The 20,241-nt window shown below is 44.2% G+C and carries 14 protein-coding genes; 13 read left to right on the top strand and 1 reads right to left on the bottom strand.

The genetic code is table 11. The annotated features are described in order from the left end of the window. The first annotated feature begins 168 nt into the window (after nt 1-168). The 9 genes from HMPREF9304_RS14915 to HMPREF9304_RS05960 all read left to right on the top strand — a co-directional run bounded on the left by HMPREF9304_RS14915 (nt 169) and on the right by HMPREF9304_RS05960 (nt 12,501). The gene (locus tag HMPREF9304_RS14915; protein WP_231564479.1) at nt 169-1,239 is read left to right on the top strand and encodes a TonB-dependent receptor; all 1,071 of its coding nucleotides are present in this window, start codon (nt 169-171) and stop codon (nt 1,237-1,239) included. Beyond that, nucleotides 1,176-2,255: an outer membrane beta-barrel protein gene (locus HMPREF9304_RS14910; RefSeq protein ID WP_231564478.1), complete on the top strand. Its 1,080-nt coding sequence runs from the start codon at nt 1,176-1,178 to the stop codon at nt 2,253-2,255. The genes HMPREF9304_RS14915 and HMPREF9304_RS14910 overlap by 64 nt, the downstream gene beginning before the upstream one ends. Before the next feature lie 379 nt (nt 2,256-2,634). Beyond that, nucleotides 2,635-3,102 carry a ribosome assembly cofactor RimP gene (gene rimP / locus HMPREF9304_RS05990; RefSeq protein WP_008124909.1) on the top strand — a complete coding sequence of 156 codons (468 nt, stop codon included), beginning with the start codon at nt 2,635-2,637 and terminating at the stop codon, nt 3,100-3,102. Nucleotides 3,103-3,151: 49 nt separating this feature from the next. Continuing rightward, on the top strand, nt 3,152-4,417 hold the full coding sequence (gene nusA, locus HMPREF9304_RS05985) for a transcription termination factor NusA (RefSeq protein ID WP_008124908.1): 1,266 nt from the start codon (nt 3,152-3,154) through the stop codon (nt 4,415-4,417). Nucleotides 4,418-4,533: 116 nt separating this feature from the next. Continuing rightward, on the top strand, nt 4,534-7,470 hold the full coding sequence (infB, locus tag HMPREF9304_RS05980) for a translation initiation factor IF-2 (protein ID WP_036927396.1): 2,937 nt from the start codon (nt 4,534-4,536) through the stop codon (nt 7,468-7,470). Nucleotides 7,471-7,660: 190 nt separating this feature from the next. Next, on the top strand, nt 7,661-9,112 hold the full coding sequence (sufB, locus tag HMPREF9304_RS05975; protein ID WP_036927395.1) for a Fe-S cluster assembly protein SufB: 1,452 nt from the start codon (nt 7,661-7,663) through the stop codon (nt 9,110-9,112). A gap of 47 nt (nt 9,113-9,159) precedes the next feature. Then, entirely contained in the window at nt 9,160-9,912 is a 753-nt protein-coding gene (gene sufC / locus HMPREF9304_RS05970; RefSeq protein WP_008124901.1) for a Fe-S cluster assembly ATPase SufC, read from the top strand. Further along, nucleotides 9,909-11,252, top strand: a complete 1,344-nt coding sequence (gene sufD, locus HMPREF9304_RS05965; RefSeq protein WP_036927393.1) for a Fe-S cluster assembly protein SufD — start codon at nt 9,909-9,911, stop codon at nt 11,250-11,252. Before sufC ends, sufD begins: the two co-directional genes overlap by 4 nt. Before the next feature lie 34 nt (nt 11,253-11,286). After that, nucleotides 11,287-12,501: an aminotransferase class V-fold PLP-dependent enzyme gene (locus HMPREF9304_RS05960; protein WP_036927392.1), complete on the top strand. Its 1,215-nt coding sequence runs from the start codon at nt 11,287-11,289 to the stop codon at nt 12,499-12,501. Here HMPREF9304_RS05960 and HMPREF9304_RS05955 read toward each other — a convergent pair whose 3' ends face one another. Then, on the bottom strand, nt 12,502-12,777 hold the full coding sequence (locus HMPREF9304_RS05955) for a hypothetical protein (RefSeq protein ID WP_036927390.1): 276 nt from the start codon (nt 12,775-12,777) through the stop codon (nt 12,502-12,504). A gap of 139 nt (nt 12,778-12,916) precedes the next feature. Here HMPREF9304_RS05955 and rnhB point away from each other — a divergent pair, with 139 nt between their 5' ends. The 4 genes from rnhB to HMPREF9304_RS05935 all read left to right on the top strand — a co-directional run bounded on the left by rnhB (nt 12,917) and on the right by HMPREF9304_RS05935 (nt 20,046). Continuing rightward, nucleotides 12,917-13,519: a ribonuclease HII gene (gene rnhB / locus HMPREF9304_RS05950; protein ID WP_036927399.1), complete on the top strand. Its 603-nt coding sequence runs from the start codon at nt 12,917-12,919 to the stop codon at nt 13,517-13,519. A gap of 185 nt (nt 13,520-13,704) precedes the next feature. Then, on the top strand, nt 13,705-14,616 hold the full coding sequence (locus HMPREF9304_RS05945; RefSeq protein ID WP_008124897.1) for a helix-turn-helix transcriptional regulator: 912 nt from the start codon (nt 13,705-13,707) through the stop codon (nt 14,614-14,616). Nucleotides 14,617-15,347: 731 nt separating this feature from the next. Then, on the top strand, nt 15,348-18,485 hold the full coding sequence (locus HMPREF9304_RS05940; protein WP_036927388.1) for a SusC/RagA family TonB-linked outer membrane protein: 3,138 nt from the start codon (nt 15,348-15,350) through the stop codon (nt 18,483-18,485). A 37-nt stretch (nt 18,486-18,522) separates the two neighbouring features. Beyond that, nucleotides 18,523-20,046 carry a RagB/SusD family nutrient uptake outer membrane protein gene (locus tag HMPREF9304_RS05935; RefSeq protein WP_036927386.1) on the top strand — a complete coding sequence of 508 codons (1,524 nt, stop codon included), beginning with the start codon at nt 18,523-18,525 and terminating at the stop codon, nt 20,044-20,046. The last annotated feature ends 195 nt before the right edge of the window (nt 20,047-20,241 follow it).

Below are 20,241 nucleotides of genomic sequence, written 5' to 3'. Positions count from 1 at the left end.
CGACTGAACGAACTTACATTTTGAACCAAAAAGAAGCCAAAAGATAACAAAACGTATTTCATAAACATTTAATGACTATATGCGGTGGTAATTTATAGAACCAGCCTTAAAAGCGACAGTCGAAATCATATCTCTGTAATAACATCCAACTTCACCTAAAAATAAAATATGAAATATTTAATAACAGTCATATTATTTCTATCAGTTCAAAATTTATCTGCACAGGTAGCCAATGATAACGATTCTATAGATATTAATAAATGGTATAAGAATTTACCAGAAGTTATTGTGAAGGCAGAAAAGCCTATCGTAAAATTAGTGCAGGGAAAGATGGTGTACAATATGCAAAATCTTTTAGAAAAGTTGCCTGCCGACAACGCTTACGAGGCGCTTACACGCATTCCCGGTGTCAGCGATGCCACTGGTAGTATCTCCCTCTTGGGCAATGAGGTGACGCTGATTATCAATGGTCAAGCCACTACGTTGACGCAAGAACAGTTGGCAGAACGACTGAAAGCGATGCCTGCCGCACAGTTGGCAAAGGCTGAGGTGATGTTGTCTGCCCCAGCTCGCTATCATGTTCGTGGCATGGCTATCAACATCGTCACGAAAGATTATGCCGGTACCAATCAGTTGTCTGGACAGATGGTTGGTGGATTGCAGCAAAGCAGATATTCAACTGGCTTTGGCAATCTTTACCTTTCCATGCAAAGAGGCAAGTTTGGACTGGATGCGCAATATCAATACGTTAACGGCAATTCATACAGTGAGTCTTCACGCATAGCCAATCATCCTTTGGGCAGCAAACGTGTAAACTATTATGACGAAACTTGGCAGAAGTCGTTTGGCATCACACACGACTACCGATTAGGTATGAATTATGCGTTCAGCAAGAATCATCATCTCGACATTGCCTATACCGGAAATTGGAAAAAGGCCAGCTCTAACAGCCAAACGACAGGTTTGAGCGTAAGCAGAGTGCACCTTGACAGTCATGAGTATCTGCACAATGTTGATCTAAACTATTCACTTCCTTTCGGACTTACCCTTAGCGGCTCGTACACCTACTATCGAACGCCGCAGCAACAATGGCTTGACGGCACGATGCAGGCGGATGAAAATATGACAGAAACAGAACGCAACCTGACAAGTGGCAGTGAGCAGACCATCAACAAATGGATGTTTACGGCGGATCAAACCCATTCATTGGCGCATGGGTGGGGTTGTCGTATGGCGTGAAAGGACAGTTTGCGAGTAACAAGAGCTATCAGAACACCCTCGATAAAACGGGAAACATTCTGCCCAATGCGACCAGTAGTGTTGACATCAATGAGCGAATATGGAACATGTACGCAGGTTTCAGCAAGCAGGTCAACAAGGCAATCAGTCTTGAGGTTTCCGTTGCTGCTGAACAATACCACTCTCCGATGTGGAATAAATGGTGCATCTATCCTACGCTCAATGCTTTGTGGAGCATCAACGACAACCATTTGCTCAACCTTTCCTTCAATTCCAATTCCGTGTTTCCGAGCTATTGGTCAACCATGAGCAATGTGTTTTACTCATCTACATACACAGAGATACATGGCAATCCCGATTTGAAACCCTACTCCTATTATAATGTCAACCTGATGTGGCAGATCAAGAGACGTTATACGCTGTCGGCTTTCGCAAATCTGGAGCCAGATTATTCCGTGCAGATGCCCTACCAGACAGCAGACCGCATGGCAGTCATCATGAAGGAAACCAACTTTGATTATTCAAATAACTTCGGACTACAGGCATCAGCCATCTTCAGTGTGGGCAAATGGCTCAACGGAAACGTATTTGCCGTAGGAACTTATAGACACGACAAGAGCAGCCATTTCTTCGACTTGCCATTCGACCGCAATAACCTGTCTGTTAGACTTGGCGGTACCGCATCGGTAAAACTTTGTAAAACTCAGGACTTGCGTCTTATTCTGAATCCTTTCTTTCAGTCAAAGTCAATACAAGGAGTTTACGACATCAGTCCCATCTTCCGAATGAATACCAAACTGCAATGGTCGTCGCATGATGGAAAATGGGGGCTGCGCCTCAATGGCAACAACATCTTCAACAATTTCTTCGACACCCGTTCCGTGCAAGGCAACCAAGACTATCGTATGAAGATCAATTTCAATTGGTCCACGGTTACCTTTACTCTTGTCTATAAGTTCGGTGGCTACAAGGAAAAGAAAGTAAAGCAGGTTGATACCTCACGCATGGGACACTGATCGAGGTGTAACCTTTGTACATATCAATGTCGGAATAAAATCGCATCAAGCTTGTTAGATTGAGGTGCAATCTGCCCTTGAATGTTGTCAAGCAAGTTAGAACAAACAATAAAAATCCCTTAAGTGAACGCAGAAAAAGGAGAGATAAGCTCCTTAGCTCATAGAGATAATAAAGTAAGGGCAATGTATCAATTTAGAATCGAATAATTGATATTTTATTTGGGTGTTTCATCAGAAATACGTACCTTTGCACTGTTCAGTGGAATGAGGGGCTTCGTCGAAAGCTCCTCATTTTATTTTGGATGTAGGGCGTAGCTCCTTTGTTACAAGGAGTTTGCCGTTGTAAGGACAACGAATATATCGTTCTAATTAAATATATATGATTGATAAAAGTGTCGTAAAAGCGGTGGTTGAAGAGTGGCTTCAGGATAAAGAGTATTTCTTAGTTGATATTGAGGTGAGCCCCGATGACAAAATAGTTGTCGAAATCGACCATGTTGACGGCGTATGGATTGAAGATTGCGTAGAACTGAGCCGATATATAGAGAGTAGGCTGAGTCGTGACGAAGAAGATTACGAGCTGGAAGTGGGTTCGGCAGGATTAGGTCAACCCTTTAAGGTGCCCCAGCAGTATATCAATTTTATAGGTAAGGAAGTAGAGGTACTGGATCGTGATGGGAAAAAAGTACAAGGTACATTGAAGTCTGTGGACGGAAATGACTTTGTTGTGGCGGTAGATGAAAAAGTAAAAATAGAGGGAAAGAAACGTCCTGAAATACAATCCGTCGACCATGCGTTCCAAATGGACCAAGTGAAATATACCAAGTATTTGATTAGTTTCAAATAAGTGAACCTATTGTAACAACTTGAATTATAAATTATAACAATATACCGCTATGGCAGCAAGAAAAAGTGAAGAAGAAACCATCAGTATGATTGACACTTTTCGTGAGTTTAAGGACACGAAAAATATCGACCGTGCTACTTTGGTTAGCGTATTGGAGGAGAGCTTTCGCAACGTTTTGGCCAAGATTTATGGGAGCGATGAGAATTTTGATGTGATTGTCAATCCCGATAAAGGTGATTTTGAGATATATCGCAACCGCATTGTCGTTGCAGACGGCGAGGTGGAAGATGAAAACAAAGAGATTGCCTTGAAGGAGGCGTTGGAAATAGAACCCGATTATGAAATTGGGGAGGAAGTGTCAGAACCCATTAACTTTTCAAAATTCGGTCGCCGTGCCATTCTTAATCTTCGGCAGACGCTGGCGTCGAAGGTGTTGGAACTGGAACACGATGCGCTGTACAATAAGTACAAAGACAGAGTGGGACAGATTATCTCTGGCGAGGTTTATCAGATATGGAAACGCGAAGTACTGTTGATAGACGACGAGAATAATGAGTTGATTCTCCCAAAATCAGAGCAGATACCCTCCGATCAATATCGCAAAGGTGAGACGATTCGTGCGGTTATCTTGCGGGTAGACAATGAGAACAACAACCCAAAAATTATCCTCTCTCGTACCAGTCCTGTTTTCTTGGAACGTCTGTTAGAGGCAGAGGTGCCCGAGATAAACGATGGTTTGATTTCCATTAAGCGAATAGCTCGTATGCCTGGTGAACGTGCAAAGATAGCCGTTGAAAGCTATGATGAACGAATAGACCCCGTAGGTGCTTGCGTTGGTGTGAAGGGAAGCCGTGTACATGGCATCGTGCGTGAGCTGTGCAATGAGAATATCGATGTTGTTAATTATACATCGAATATCAAGTTGTTGGTACAGCGTGCCCTCAGCCCTGCACATATCAGTAGCATCAATATTGATGAAGAAAACCACAAGGCAGAGGTTTATTTGAAGCCAGAAGAAGTAAGTTTGGCGATTGGCCGTGGCGGTCTGAACATCAAGTTGGCTTCTATGCTGACCGAATATACCATTGACGTGTTCAGAGAGGTTTCGGATGCCGATGCAGACGAGGATATCTACTTGGATGAGTTCGACGATGAAATTGATCAGTGGGTCATCGATGCCATTAAGAGCATCGGCTTAGACACTGCGAAGCAAGTGCTGAATGCACCTCGTGAGATGTTGATAGAAAAAGCCGATCTCGAAGAGGAGACCGTTGACAATCTGATTAAAGTATTAAAAGCAGAATTTGAGCAGTAGCATTCTATTCCAAAATCAACCCTTGGTGGCAATGCACTGGTAGAGGGCACGCCCCAATTGTATTGTGAGAATAAGCGTGTGAACATCAATAAGAAATAAGAGTTAAATAAATATCAATGAGCATCAGATTAAACAAAGCATTACGTGAATTGAACATAGGACTTCAAACGGCAGTTGAATTCCTTGAAAAGAAAAGTGAGCTGGGAGAAGTGAAACCCGAGTTGAGCTTCAAACTGAACGACGACCAATACGGTGCGCTCGTGGAAGCTTTTAAGCAAGACGCAGAAGTGCGCAACCAAGCTGAAAAGATTTTTCAGAAAAAACCTAAGGAGAAGAAGCGTCCTTCTACTCCTAAAGAAGCCTCTTCCGCTCCTAAAGATAACCGTGCAGAGGAGTTACTCAAAACTTCTTCGCGGCAACAATACAATCCAATTGGCAAGATTGATTTGGATTCGATAGGGAAGACTTCCGCAGCCAAAGAACCTGTTGCTCAAGATACAACGCCTCAGGAGCCACAAGTCGCTCAAGAGCCTGCTCCAAAACCAGCTGCTGCCGTCAGCTTGGAGCCTGAAAAGAAAGAAACAGTGAAGCCTGTAGAAGCAAAGGTGGCGCAACCAGCGCCTGCACCTGAAGCTCCTGTACAGCCTGAAACACCTCAAAAGGAAGAAAAACCTGCACCAAAGGAAGCAAAACCTGCATCAAAGAAAGAAAAGGTGAAGGTAGAAAAACCTGTTGAGAAGCAAGTTCAACCCAAAGAGGAGGAAGCACCTCAAAAAGAAGCAGAGGTGGACGACGATGCTAAGAATGATGGCGATGAGCTTTTTCAGACCAAAAGTGAGCTGAAAATGCAGAATGCACCAAAGGTGAATGTGCTGGGTAAGATTGATTTGAGTGCAATCAACCAGAGTACACGACCCAAGAAAAAGACCAAAGAGGAACGACGTAAAGAGCGTGAGGAAAAGCGCGGTGGACGTAAGAAGCGCGTGCGCATTAACCAAGAACGTGTAGACATCAATGCCGCCTCAAAGCAAATTGGAGGCAACGGAGGCAATAATCGTCCGAACAGTCAAGAGGGTGGTCGTAATGCCAACAAAAAGAATAATCGCAAAACTCGCAATAAAAACTACAATCAGAAACCTTTAGAGGTTAATGAAGAGGAAGTAGCACGTCAGGTAAAAGAAACCTTGGCTCGCTTGACCAGCAAGGGCAATCAGACCAAGAAGGGTGCACGTTATCGTAAGGAGAAGCGCGATGCCATACAAGAGCGCATGAGTGCGGAGGAAAGAGCAGAGCGTAAAGAAAGCAAAATACTGAAACTTACCGAGTTTGTTACCGTTAGCGAATTGGCGTCCATGATGGATGTCGATGTGAACAAGCTCATTGGAACCCTGATGAGTGTAGGATTGATGGTGTCTATCAACCAGCGTTTGGACGCAGAAACCATTAACTTGGTAGCAGACGAATTTGGCTTCAAGACCGAATATGTGAGTGCTGAAGTGCAAGAAGCTGTGGCAGAAGAGATGGATGATGAAAACGATTTGGTGTCGCGAGCACCGATTGTCACCGTCATGGGACACGTAGACCATGGTAAGACATCACTTCTGGACCATATCCGCAACACCAATGTGATTGCTGGTGAGGCAGGAGGAATTACCCAGCATATTGGTGCTTATAACGTAAAATTAGAGAACGGGCGAAACATCACCTTCTTAGATACGCCTGGTCACGAAGCCTTTACTGCCATGCGTGCCCGCGGTACGCAGGTAACCGATATTGCCATTATCATTATTGCAGCCGATGACAGTGTGATGCCGACAACCAAAGAGGCAATAGCGCATGCACAGGCTGCCAATGTTCCAATGGTGTTTGCCATCAACAAAATTGATAAACCCGGTGCAAATCCTGATAAGATTCGTGAAGACTTGGCACAAATGAACCTCTTAGTGGAAGATTGGGGAGGAAAATATCAATGTCAAGAAATTAGTGCGAAGAAAGGTATCGGTGTCAATGAATTGCTGGAGAAGGTACTCTTAGAGGCAGATATGCTTGATTTGAAAGCCAATCCCAACCGACGAGCAACAGGTAGTATTATCGAGTCGAGCTTGGACAAGGGACGTGGATACGTGTCTACCGTGTTGGTAAGTAATGGTACTTTACGAGTAGGTGACGATATTATTGCAGGAACCAGCTGGGGACGTATCAAGGCAATGTTTAATGTGCGTAATCAGCGCATTGAAGAGGCAAAGCCAGCAGAGCCAGCTATCATCTTAGGATTGAATGGTGCGCCAACAGCAGGTGATCAGTTCCATGTCTTAGAGACCGAACAAGAGGTTCGAGATATCGCCAACAAGCGTATGCAGTTGCAGCGTGAACAAGGCTTGCGCACACAAAAACGCTTGACCTTGAGTGATGTCTCCCATCGTATCGCATTGGGTTCATTTAAGGAACTGAATATTATCGTCAAAGGTGATACCGACGGAAGTATCGAGGCATTGAGCGATTCCTTTATCAAGATGTCGACAGAAAAGATTAATGTCAATGTCATCTTTAAGTCCGTAGGACAGATTAGTGAAAACGATGTTACCTTAGCCGATGCCTCCGATGCTATTATTGTAGGCTTCCAAGTGCGTCCTTCCGCTGCAGCTCGTAAGTTAGCAGAGCAGAATGGAGTAGAGATTAATACCTATTCGGTTATCTACGAAGCCATTGATGATGTCAAGGCAGCCATGGAGGGTATGCTGGACAAGGTCAAGAAGGAAGTAGTGACTGGTCAGGTAGAAGTGAAGCAGGTGTACAAAATTTCCAAGGTGGGTACCGTTGCTGGAGCCCTCGTCACCGAAGGAAAGGTACACCGCTCAGACAAGGCGCGAGTGGTACGCGATGGTATTGTTGTTCATACCGCGCCTATCAATGCTTTGAAACGCTTTAAGGATGATGTGAAAGAGGTGGCTACTGGATTCGAATGTGGTATCAGCTTAGTGAACTTCAACGACATTCTTGAAGGCGACATCATCGAAACCTTCACGGAAGTAGAGGTGAAGCAAACATTATAAAGAGGTATATTCCTTACTTCGTAGACTCGTTTCTGTGAAGTGGTCTGTTCATCGTGTTGCATCAATGATATAACACATTGTCAGGAGGAATATGGAGAGATAATTGAAGTGGTCACAGTGGTGTGACCCGATATATACAAAATGATACAGGGGGATCCATGACACACAGGGATGCCCCTGTCTTGACATTATGGAAGAAGTAAATAATCGTAACAACGAGTATGTGAGACAAGTTGCCGAACAAAAATATGAGTTCGGATTTACAACAGATGTACATACTGAAATTATAGAAAAAGGACTCAACGAAGATGTAATTCGGTTGATTTCAAGCAAGAAAGGAGAACCCGATTGGTTGCTCGACTTCCGCTTGAAAGCTTACCGCTATTGGTTAACGATGAAGCAACCCTCGTGGGGGCATGTCACTTTACCAGAGATAGACTATCAAGGAATCTCTTATTATGCTGACCCAATGGCGAAGAAACCGCAGAACAAAGAGATTGATCCTGAATTGGAAAAGACCTTTGATAAGTTGGGAATCCCTTTGGAAGAACGCTTGATACTTAGTGGCACAGCAGTAGATGCCATTATGGATTCGGTGTCGGTGAAAACAACCTTCAAAGAAAAGCTGCGCGAGAAAGGTATCATCTTTTGCTCGATGGGTGAAGCGGTCAAAGAACATCCCGACTTGGTGAAGCAATACATAGGTAGCGTAGTGCCTTATCGTGACAATTTCTTTGCGGCATTGAACAGTGCTGTTTTCAGTGACGGCTCGTTTGTGTATATCCCTAAAGGCGTGCGATGCCCGATGGAACTCAGCTCGTATTTCCGCATCAATGCTCGTAATACGGGACAGTTTGAGCGTACACTCATCGTCGCCGAAGACGATGCTTATGTGAGTTATCTTGAAGGGTGCACGGCACCAATGCGTGATGAAAATCAACTCCATGCCGCCATTGTGGAGATTATAGTAATGAATAATGCCGAAGTGAAATACTCCACGGTACAGAACTGGTATCCTGGCGACAAGCATGGGCAAGGTGGTGTACTCAATTTAGTGACGAAAAGAGGTGAATGCCGAGGCGTTAACTCCAAATTGTCTTGGACACAGGTGGAGACGGGAAGTGCTATCACATGGAAATATCCTTCGTGTATCCTCAGAGGCGATGGGTCGCAGGCGGAGTTCTATTCGGTGGCAGTGACCAATAACTACCAAGAGGCTGACACGGGAACGAAGATGATTCACATGGGTAAAAACACCAAGAGTACGATTATCTCAAAAGGTATCAGTGCAGGACATAGTCAGAACTCCTATCGAGGACTGGTGCGAGCCACCGCCAACGCAGACAATGCTCGCAACTATAGCTCTTGTGACAGTCTGCTGTTGGGTAGTCAGTGTGGTGCGCATACCTTTCCATATATGGATATTCACAACGACAGCGCCATTGTAGAACACGAGGCAACGACCAGCAAGATTAGTGAAGACCAACTTTTTTATTGTAACCAGCGTGGCATTCCTACCGAACAAGCTGTAGGTCTGATTGTCAACGGTTACGCTAAGCAAGTGTTAAACAAACTGCCCATGGAATTTGCGGTAGAAGCGCAAAAACTATTATCTGTATCTCTGGAAGGAACAGTGGGATAGGGAGTTTTACACGTATCAGTTATTTATTTTATTCAATCCAATTGAAGATGTTAGAGGTAAAGAATTTACATGCCGAAGTTGACGGCAAAAAGATATTAAACGGCATTGACCTGTGTGTAAAGACAGGTGAGACACATGCTATCATGGGCCCCAATGGTTCGGGGAAGAGTACGTTAAGTGCGGTGTTAGTAGGAAATCCCTTGTTCAAGGTGACAGAGGGTAGTATAACTTTCAATGGGAAGGATTTATTAGCAATGGCACCAGAGGATAGGGCGCATGAGGGGTTGTTCCTTTCGTTTCAATATCCTGTGGAGATACCCGGAGTGTCTATGACCAACTTTATGCGAGCAGCGATCAATGAGAAGCGAAAGTATCAAGGACTGGAACCCATGAGTGCAGGCGATTTTATCAAACTGATGAAAGAGCGTCGCAAGATAGTGGAGCTAGATAGCAAACTTTCAAACCGTAGCGTGAATGAAGGCTTCAGTGGAGGAGAGAAGAAACGCAATGAGATTTTCCAAATGGCAATGTTGCAGCCTACTTTGTCCATTCTTGACGAAACCGATTCGGGGTTGGATGTGGATGCGCTGCGCATTGTTGCCGAGGGAGTGAACAAACTGAAAACGCCAGAAACAAGTACTATTGTCATTACGCATTATGACCGTTTGCTCGATTTAATTAAGCCAGAGGTCATCCACATCTTATACAAAGGTCGTATTGTTAAAACAGGTGGTCCTGAATTAGCGAAAGAAATCGAGGCTCGTGGCTACGATTGGATCAAGGCGGAGGTTGAAGAATGAAAAGCGACAAACAATATATCGACTTGTTTACAGATGCGCATGCAATGATTTGCGAACATAGTTCGCCGGTCATGAATCAGGTACGAGAGCAAGCTTTCAACGACTTTAAGCAGCAAGGTTTTCCCTCACGCAAGATAGAACGTTACCGATATACGGATATCAACGCACTGTTTGAACCGAATTATGGCTTGAACTTAAATCGGTTGGAAATACCTGTCGACCCATATGCGGCTTTCAAATGTGATGTTCCCAATTTGAGCACATCGCTTTACTTCGTGGTGAACGATGCTTTCTACACCAAAGCCCTGCCCAAAGTGGGTTTACCCGACGGCGTCAAGGTGCTTTCGCTTCGTGAGGCATCTATGGAGATGCCTGACTTGGTGGCAAAATATTATGGGCAGATTGCCAAGACTCAGGAGGATGCGCTCACAGCCTTAAATGCCATGTTGGCTCAAGATGGACTGTTTATTTATGTCTCCAAAGGTGTCCAAATGGATAGGGCGGTTCAGGTGATTAACCTCCTCCGTTCGGATGTCGACTTGATGGTGAATCGACGGGTGTTGATTGTCATGGAAGAAGGAGCACAAGCCAAATTCCTTTTCTGTGATCATACGATTGACGACCATCGCTTCTTGGCAACACAGGTCATTGAAGCCTATGTGGGTGAAAATGCTTCTCTCGACTTGTACTGTATGGAAGAGACGCACGAAAGAAACACCCGGATAAGCAACGTTTATGTGGAGCAGCAAGCCAACAGCCGATTCAATCACAACGTGCTGACCCTACACAATGGCATTACGCGTAATCAGTTGCAGCTTGTCTTTCGTGGCGAGGGAGCCGAATGTGTGTGCAATGGTTGTGTGATTGCAGATAAGCAGCAACATATTGATAACAATACGTTTATCGACCATGCCGTGCCGCATTGCGTGAGCCGTGAGCTTTACAAGTATGTGCTGGACGATGAGGCAACAGGAGCCTTTGCAGGACGTGTCTTGGTAGAGAAGGATGCGCAAAAGACAAACTCTGAGATGCGCAATCAGAATCTTTGTACCACCAAGCAAGCACGGATGTATTCGCAACCCGAATTGGAGATTTATGCCGATGATGTGAAGTGCGGACACGGGTCAACAGTTGGACAGCTCAACGATGAAGCGATGTTCTATATGCAACAGCGTGGCATCAGTCAAAAAGAAGCAAAGCTCTTGTTGGAGTTTGCTTTCATCAATGAAGTGGTGGATAACATTCAGTTGGCACCTTTGAAAGACCGTCTCCATTATTTGGTAGAAAAGCGATTCAGGGGTGAGCTTAATAAATGTGCAGGGTGTAGGAATTGTCAATAACGCTTTGCTGTATCAATGATTTGTATCTGTAATTATGTATGATATAATTTCCATTCGAAAAGACTTCCCTATCTTATCACGAAAAGTGTATGGGCTGCCACTGGTCTACTTAGATAATGCAGCGACAACGCAGAAGCCGCTTTGTGTCTTGGATGCCATGCGAGACGAATATCTCAACGTCAATGCCAATGTGCATCGAGGTGTTCACTGGTTGTCGCAACAGGCTACCGAACTACACGAGCAAGCTCGTCAAACCGTACAGCAGTTTATTCACGCTAAGTCGCCTGCCGAAATTGTCTTCACACGAGGGACTACAGAGGGACTCAACCTCGTCGCTTCGACGTTTGCAGAGACTTTTATGCAGGCAGGTGATGAGGTGATTTTGTCAGTCATGGAACACCATTCCAATATCGTGCCTTGGCAACTGCAAGCCAAGAAGCGTGGCATTGTACTCAAAGTGATTCCTATGACGGAAGAGGGAGAACTCATCATGGATGCGTACGAGCAGCTTTTCACAGAGAAAACAAAGATTGTCAGTATCACCCATGTCAGCAATGTATTGGGAACAATCAACCCAGTTCAGCAAATGATTACCATCGCTCATGCGCATGGGGTGCCTGTCATGGTGGATGGAGCGCAAAGCACCCCTCACTTTGCCGTGGATATGCAACTTTTGGATTGCGACTTCTTCGTGTTCAGCGGTCATAAGGCTTACGGACCCACTGGGGTTGGGGTGCTGTATGGCAAGGAAGAATGGCTCGACCGTTTGCCACCCTATCAGGGAGGAGGCGAGATGATTAGTCATGTCTCTTTTGACAAAGTGACGTTCGAACGGCCTCCACTCAAGTTCGAGGCTGGAACGCCCGATTACATCGCTACTCACGGACTGGCAGTAGCACTCGACTATTTGTCTCATTTAGGCATGGAGAACATTGCGCAACACGAACAAGAACTCACTGCCTATGCCACCCACCAATTGCAGCAAATTGACCAGCTGGGGATTTATGGCACTTCATCTGCCAAAGATGCCGTCATTAGTTTTCACGTCGGAGACATTCATCCCATGGACATCGGCACCTTGCTCGACCGTCTTGGCATTGCTGTCCGTACGGGGCATCATTGCGCCCAACCACTTATGGAACGATTGGGCATTTTGGGTACGGTGCGTGCTTCGTTTGGTTTGTATACCACCAAAGAAGAAATCGACGTCTTGGTGGCAGGTATCGAACGTGTGAGCAAGATGTTCTGATTACAAAAACTGCTTGCACTTCAGCACCGCATGGAGCAACCACAAGCAACAGAGGAGGCGAGTGGCAAATGGCGCCTCAATGGGAAACACGGTCATCACAAATGCCAATTGGGCATTCAGTAGCCATCCCGTCTCTTGAAGGCTAAGCTTGCGCTCTGTCACTTGCTCGTAGTATTGGCGAAGCCATGCCAAAGGTGAGAGCAGTTGGCGCACAATTTTCTTGGCAAACTCGTTCTGGTTCGTTTTCTCTGCTTGAATCATGATATTCTTTTCCATTGTTCTATATATATAAAGGTTGATGTACTTGATGACTGCAAAAATACGGAGAGACATGGAACCAGTTTTTCCATCATATATCGTTTTAGTTAATTGATGTTGTAGGTTAACATAATTTGACAAATAAACAATGAAGCACGTGTTGAAATCTCATTATTACCCAAATCTTATCGAGGCGGGTTGCGATGAAGCTGGGCGTGGATGCTTAGCAGGAAGTGTCTTTGCCGCTGCCGTTATCTTGCCTTCCGATTACGACAATCATGTGCTGAACGATTCTAAACAGCTCACTCGGAAGAAGCGCAACGAACTGCGTGAAGTCATCATGCAAGCGGCTGTGGCGTGGGCAGTGGGTGAGGTTTCACCCCAAGAAATTGACGAAATCAATATTCTGCGTGCCAGTTTCTTGGCGATGCACCGTGCCTTGGACCAACTAAAGGTTCGACCGCAAGCCATTATTGTCGATGGCAACAGGTTCACACCCTATCACGACATACCTTATACAACGATTGTCAAGGGCGATGCGAAATATCAAAGCATTGCGGCAGCCAGTATCTTGGCAAAAACATTTCGCGACGACTATATGGATCGGTTGGCAGAAGAATATCCCCAATATCATTGGGAGTCGAACATGGGTTATCCCACCCGTGAACACCGAGCCGCCATTCAGCAATATGGCGTCACTCCCTATCATCGGCGTTCGTACAATCTTTTGGGTAACACCGAACTGTCGTTGGATTTCTGATGCATGAGTGTTATTTTGATGTGGATAGAAAGAAACCAGCAAGGACGTCCTCATTAACGCATCAACTCACAACCTTAAGAACTAAAAAACTCACAACCTCACCAACTCACAAACTAAAAACTCACCAACTTAAAAACTTAAAAACTCACTAACTCAAAAACTAAAAACTCACCACCTCTTCTCTCATGCGATTGGATAAATTTGGAAACGAACTCGATTTACTGTTGTTGCTCACCGATAACAATAATTATACAGCGCAGCAGTTGGCGGATCAGCTGCATGTCTCTCGCCGCAATTTGTATTATTATTTGGAATATTTCCGTAGGAGCGGTTTTCAAGTAGTGAAGACAGGCGCTTATTATCGTATCGATCCCTCCAGTCGATTTTTCAAACGCTTGCACTCCAATATTGCACTGACGGTAGATGAAGCCCGCTATCTGCGCCGCTTGTTAGAAAACAGTCATCAAAAGGATATGATGACCACCTTGCTCAAAACCAAACTTGATCGCTATTATGGGCTGGAAGGTTCTTTCTCTCCCACCGCCCTGAAGCGCATCCACCAACATATCCGGGCGTTGAAAGAGGCAATTGCAAGCAAGAATGTCGTGGTGCTGAAAGGCTATTCTTCTCCGCACAGTCGTACCGTCTCCGACCGCATGGTAGAGCCTTTCTTGCTGATGAACGACGATATGGATGTGCGTTGTTATGAAATCCAGTCGGGAGTCTGCAAAACCTTCAAGTTGGCTCGTATACAGCGCATAGATACGATGGATGTGTTTTGGATGAACGAAGACAAGCACCGCGAAGTTTTCACCGATATTTTTATGTTCAGTGGCGACCAGAAACTGCCCATTAAGTTGCGGCTCGGTCAGTTGGCATACAATATATTGATTGAAGAATATCCTATGGCTCAACCTTATGTTGCACCCGATAAGGACGGCAAACACTGGATTTTCAAAGCCGACATGGTGAGTTATTTGGGCATTGGGAGATTTGTGTTAGGTCTTTTTCATGACATCGAAATCTTGCACGATGCAAAGTTCAAGCAATACATTGCGCAGTGTATCGAGCAAATGCAAGAAAAGATGAAATCCTAATTTTTGTTGAAAACTATAACATTGTTATATACAATGAGTTATGCCTTTCGTCAAAGTGTTCCCGCTGAAGCATGGAGATAAGGTGCTTATTACATTACTATAGGGCTGTTATCTCCATGGAGTAAGGGCGTTATTACATTGTTATAAGAACGCCACCTGAAAGCGCCGTAAAATCGGGCTTGCCGTGCAGGGTCCATCTTGACACCTTATTCTTATCTCCGTGCGTGTGAGCAATGATGCCTTGCGAGTATTAAATTGATGTTTTTATGCCCACTTTTCTTGTTTTTTATCAGCGTGCCTATTTATTTCTTTCAGTTAGAGGTTTTTGCAAGCGCAAAAGAAAAAAATATTCTAAGTAGTCATTTTGCTATATTTACCCTATTTTTTTGTCATCATTTTGTCGTATTCTATTCGTTTTCAATACCTTCGTTGATTTTAAGACTCTTGTTTCCTAACACGATTGATTTTGTATTTATTAGTTTTTTGAGAAAAGATTAAACATTTTTTTGTGTTTTTCTTGCTTATTCTAAAAATTTGATTTATTTTTGCGAATATCAAGTAAAAGTGGTTTGCAAGTTATCGTTTACAACTTTTGAAGATATGTCGTAATAAATCTGAAAGACAAAGCAAGCTTGATGAAACAAAGAGACCATTGTGTTGACGGCTATTTTGCTTAAAAAGTAACGAATTATTTTAACATTATACAATTTAATTAACTAAAAAGAGAACTTATGGAAAAAAGACTAACATTGTTTCTCGCTTGCCTCTTCCTAAGCATAGGTATGGCAATGGCACAAACACAGATTAACGGTACTGTGATTTCTGCGGATGATGGTCAGCCTGTTGTTGGCGCCTCCGTCATAGTTCAAGGAACCAAAAATGGTACTGCTACTAACATTGAGGGTAAGTTTACCTTGAGTGTACCCACTGGTGCAAAACTCATGGTTTCTTACATTGGAATGGTGACCAAAACAGTTGTTGCTACCAACAACATGACCATTAGATTGGTAAGTGATGACAGTAAGCTCGATGAAGTGATTGTTGTAGCTTACGGTACAGTGAAGAAATCTACCTACACAGGTTCTGCAACGAATGTTGACTCTAAGAAATTGGAGAAAGTGCAGGCTGCCGATGCTTCGAAGGCTTTGGAGGGTATGGTTGCTGGTTTGTCAGTAACATCTCCTTCAGGACGTGCAGGTGCATCAACAGTGATGCGTATTCGTGGTATAGGTTCATTGAACGCTTCCAGTTCACCATTGATTATTCTCGATGGTGCTCCTTACAGTGGCGAGATTAACGCTATTAACTCCAAGGACATCGAGAGCATCAACGTATTGAAAGATGCTGCTTCTGCTGCTTTGTATGGTGCACGAGGTGCCAATGGTGTCATCATGATTACCACCAAGAGCGGTAACAAGGGAAGAGTTCAGGTGTCTTTCGATGCCCGCATTGGTACCAATCAGCGTGCTGTTCCCGAATATGACATCATTACCGACCCCGGTATGTATTACAAACTTACTTGGGAGGGACTCAAGAACTCGGTTACTTATGCTAAGAAGCCTGTGGCTAACCCTGGACAATGGGCTTCGGCAAATTTGATTGGTAAGTTGGGATATAATGTGTATAATACACCCGATGACAAAGTAGTTGACGAAAAAGGTAATCTGACCACAGCACCTATTCGCTACGAAGATGCTGCCAACTTCAACGATTGGATGGGTACATTGTATGAACCCAAGACGCGTGAGGAATATAACCTGAGCGTTACCAAGGGTTCGGCTAAGTCGAAAGTGTATTTCTCTGTAGGTTACTTGAATGATCGTGGCTTCAGTATGAAGACCAAATTTGAACGCTTGACTACTCGTATGTCATACGATTCGGATATTACCGACTGGTTACGCATAGGTGCTTCTTCGCAATTTGCTAAGACTACTGCGCAAAATCCTGCACAATTTGAGGAAGGCAACTTTAGTAACTTGTTTATGTGGAGCCGTATGATTGCGCCTATCTATCCTATTTACAAGCATGATAAAGATGGTAAGATTTTGCGTGACGCTCATGGAGAGATGGTTTATGACGATTCTCAGTCTCGACTGTATGCTGGAGGTATGAACCTGATTCGCCAAACCCAACTCAACATTACGAAAAATATCAATTACTACCTCACGCAAAACGCACATGTAGACGTGAAATTGCCTTACAACTTTAAGTTTAGCTCTACGGCTACATTTAATGGCAACTGGTGGCGTTGGACCAACATGATGAACCCACTCGTTGGTGATGGACAGGCTTATGGTGGTATTCTTAATAAAGAAGTGAACCAAACTGTATCGCTGAACTGGAACCAAATATTGAAATGGGACAAGACCTTCAATGACTTTGGTGTACATGTGATGCTGGGACATGAAAACTATAATGAAACAACCAACTTCTTGAGTGGTGAGAAGAAAGGGTTGCTCGATCCTACATTGCCAGAATTCCGTTCGGGTGCCAACATTTCCGACTTAGACTCTTATGGTCGCGAATACAAGGTAGAAGGCTACTTCGGACAGGTAACAGCCGACTACATGGACAAATACTACGCTTCTGCTTCTTTGCGTCGTGATGGTTCTTCCGTATTCCATCCCGATCATCGCTGGGGTACATTCTGGAGCTTGGGCGCATCGTGGCGCATCAATCAGGAAAATTTCTTGAAAGACGTTGATGCTATCCAAAACCTGAAGCTGCGTGTCAGCTACGGTGTACAGGGTAACGACTATCTGTACTTGCCAGATACAGATCCTCCTTTGCGTGCTTATACTCCGTATACCAACCTTTACAAGATTGCCTCTACGGGTACCGAAAGTGTTTACGGACCTGCTTATAAAGGTAACGAAAACATTACTTGGGAAAAGAATAACAACTTTGACGTTGGTTTGGAATTCTCGTTATGGAAAGGTTTGATTGCTGGTGAACTCGACTTCTTTAGCCGTCGTACATCCGATATGCTCTTCAACCTTCCTATCTCTTCTACGACAGGATTTGATTCTGAGCCAGTGAACTTCGGTAAAATGGTAAATACAGGTTTTGAATTCAACCTCTCGTCCAATGTTTACAACGACCGCAATGTCAATGTCAATGTAGGTGTGAATGGAACTACTTACACGAACAAAATTACCGAATTGCCCGAACAGTTCAGAGAAGACGGTATCTCCAAAGGTTTCCGTATCTTGAAAGAGCAAGGTGGTATCTTCGACTACTACATGGTTAAATCGGCAGGTGTCAATCCAGAGAATGGTGACCAAATGTACTGGTGCTGGAATAAGAAAACAGAACAGTTTGAGAAAGTTGGCAGCAAAGATTACAGCAGTTCGTTAAAGGATAGACAGTTTGTGGGCTCGGCTTTGCCAAAAATCGCAGGAGGTTTCTATGCGAATGCAGCAGCTTATGGGTTCGATTTCTCTATTCAATTCTCTTATAGAGTGGGTGGAAAGGTTTACGATGACAGTTATCGTCAATTAATGTCGTCAGGTACGCCAGGTTTCAACTGGCACAAGGATATCTTGAACCACTGGACACCAGAGAATACCAACACCGACGTTCCACGTTTGCATAACCAAAACCAAAAACTCAATCAGGCTTCTGACCGTTTCCTCATTGATGGCTCTTATCTCAGCTTGAATAACTTGACATTGGGCTACTCATTGCCAAAGAGCGTGTTGAACAAGGCTAAAATCCAGGGACTTCGTCTTTACTTCGCAGCCGACAACTTGGGACTGTGGACAAAGAGAAAGGGGCTTGACCCACGTATAGCTCTCAACGGTGAACAAAGATATAGTGTCAACAGCGCCGTTCGCGCACTCTCGTTTGGTATCAACCTGAATTTATAAGAAATAGCTTTATAAACGACTATAAAACATAAGAAATATGAAGAATTATATAAAAGTTGCAGCTGCACTCGCTTTCACGTTTGGTATCGTAGGGTGCAATCTCGATCCCGAGGTTTCTGAATATGAAACTCAGCAGCGACACGAAGAGTTGATTGCTAATCTCGAGACACAGGCGGGGGTCGCAAAGGCTGCCACCGCAAAGATTTATACGCTTTTCCAAGAACCTTATTCAACTCACGATGATTTTGGTTTGAAAGCATTCCAGATAGCTACTGACATGATGTGTGAGGATGTGGCTTATCAAAACTGGGCCTGGTTCCAGTTTGATTACCAAATCGATAACCGTATGGAGAATTACCGCCGTACCCGTTCTACATGGGGACAGTTCTATGAAATCATTGCAAAGGTAAATCTGAACTTGGAAACCTACTTTGCACAAGAATCAACCGACCCTGGAGTGTTGGCTGCAAAAGGTGAGGCTTTGGCACTTCGTGGCATTGCATATTTCCACTTGGTTAACTTCTATCAGCATACGTACAAAGGACACGAAACTGCTTTGGGTGTGCCTTTGGCATTGAAATCAACTGACCAGAATCTGCCTCGTGCTACCGTGCAAGAGGTGTACAAACAGATAATTGAGGACTTGACCTTTGCAGTTAAGAACTGTAAGAACACGGGTGTTCGCACAGATGTCGACCGTGCCGTGGCTGCTGCTTACTTGGCTAAGGCTTATGCACAAATGGAAGATTGGCCTAATGTGGAAACTTATGCAAAGATTGCTGCCGAAGGTGGTACTGATAAGGTGACCGAACCTGCTCGTGGATGGGATGTTGGTCAGGAAGATATCTTGTGGGGATATGATGTCAACTCTCAAAACTCTTCGTTGTGGGCATCTTACTGGAGCCATATCGACCACTTCTTGGCTCGTGGATATGCTGCAGGTGGAAAGACAAAACTGATTTACAACTATCTGTACAATCAAATTCCGAAGACCGACTCACGTAGAAAACTTTGGATTAATAAGGAAGAATATCCTGATGTAGCATCTTCAATGCTTGCTCAAACCCACAATCCAGAAATGAAATCATTGGATAATCTCGATGATTTTGAGCAGGTGAAGTTTATCGCTGGTGATGCTGGTATGGAACAGGATTATTGCTTTATTCGCGTTCAAGACCCTATCTTGCTCGAAATAGAAGCATTGGTTGAACAAAACAAGTTAGCTGATGCGCAGACAAAACTTAATGCTTTTGTAAAGAAACGCAACCCTGAGTTCAAGGCTCCTTCTACACAAGATGCACTTCGCAAGGAAGTTCGTTTCCAGCGTCGTATAGAACTTTGGGGCGAAGGCACTAACTGGTTTGATATGAAACGCTGGAAGGAAACCATTGACCGCACAAATGGCTACAAGGTGACAGGTAAAGATGGCAAGGAGGTGGAGATTCCTTCTAACCACGAAGCTTCTGTACAACTGAAGATGGCAACAGATGCCAAGGAATTCTTGCATCAACTTCCTGTAAAGGAAATCAATGCTAATCCTAACTTGAAACAGAATCCTTAATAGGGTAACGTCCTACTATAGCGTTGTTGCTATAAAGAGATGGACGCCCTAATCAAGTAGATTAAAACAACAAACTGAGGACTGTATTCTTTCGTGGAATACAGTCCTTTTTGCGATGTTTGGTATTTTTATGGACGTTTCGAGACCTCTGCAAAACTCTTATCCTAAAATTTGCTCATTACATTATTTTTTTGT

The organism is Hoylesella timonensis S9-PR14, from assembly GCF_000762405.1.
GTDB classification, from domain to species: Bacteria; Bacteroidota; Bacteroidia; order Bacteroidales; family Bacteroidaceae; genus Prevotella; species Prevotella timonensis_A.
This window is presented reverse-complemented; position numbering and strand designations above follow the sequence as displayed.

Excerpts from the sequence above, each read along its gene's own strand:
- nusA (WP_008124908.1), top strand. The coding sequence starts at position 3,152 with ATGGCAGCAAGAAAAAGTGAAGAAGAAACCATCAGTATGATTGACACT.
- HMPREF9304_RS14915 (WP_231564479.1), top strand. The coding sequence starts at position 169 with ATGAAATATTTAATAACAGTCATATTATTTCTATCAGTTCAAAATTTA.
- HMPREF9304_RS05955 (WP_036927390.1), bottom strand. The coding sequence starts at position 12,777 with ATGGAAAAGAATATCATGATTCAAGCAGAGAAAACGAACCAGAACGAG.
- HMPREF9304_RS05935 (WP_036927386.1), top strand. The coding sequence starts at position 18,523 with ATGAAGAATTATATAAAAGTTGCAGCTGCACTCGCTTTCACGTTTGGT.
- infB (WP_036927396.1), top strand. The coding sequence starts at position 4,534 with ATGAGCATCAGATTAAACAAAGCATTACGTGAATTGAACATAGGACTT.
- HMPREF9304_RS14910 (WP_231564478.1), top strand. The coding sequence starts at position 1,176 with ATGGATGTTTACGGCGGATCAAACCCATTCATTGGCGCATGGGTGGGG.
- HMPREF9304_RS05960 (WP_036927392.1), top strand. The coding sequence starts at position 11,287 with ATGTATGATATAATTTCCATTCGAAAAGACTTCCCTATCTTATCACGA.
- rimP (WP_008124909.1), top strand. The coding sequence starts at position 2,635 with ATGATTGATAAAAGTGTCGTAAAAGCGGTGGTTGAAGAGTGGCTTCAG.
- sufC (WP_008124901.1), top strand. The coding sequence starts at position 9,160 with ATGTTAGAGGTAAAGAATTTACATGCCGAAGTTGACGGCAAAAAGATA.
- sufD (WP_036927393.1), top strand. The coding sequence starts at position 9,909 with ATGAAAAGCGACAAACAATATATCGACTTGTTTACAGATGCGCATGCA.
- HMPREF9304_RS05945 (WP_008124897.1), top strand. The coding sequence starts at position 13,705 with ATGCGATTGGATAAATTTGGAAACGAACTCGATTTACTGTTGTTGCTC.
- HMPREF9304_RS05940 (WP_036927388.1), top strand. The coding sequence starts at position 15,348 with ATGGAAAAAAGACTAACATTGTTTCTCGCTTGCCTCTTCCTAAGCATA.
- sufB (WP_036927395.1), top strand. The coding sequence starts at position 7,661 with ATGGAAGAAGTAAATAATCGTAACAACGAGTATGTGAGACAAGTTGCC.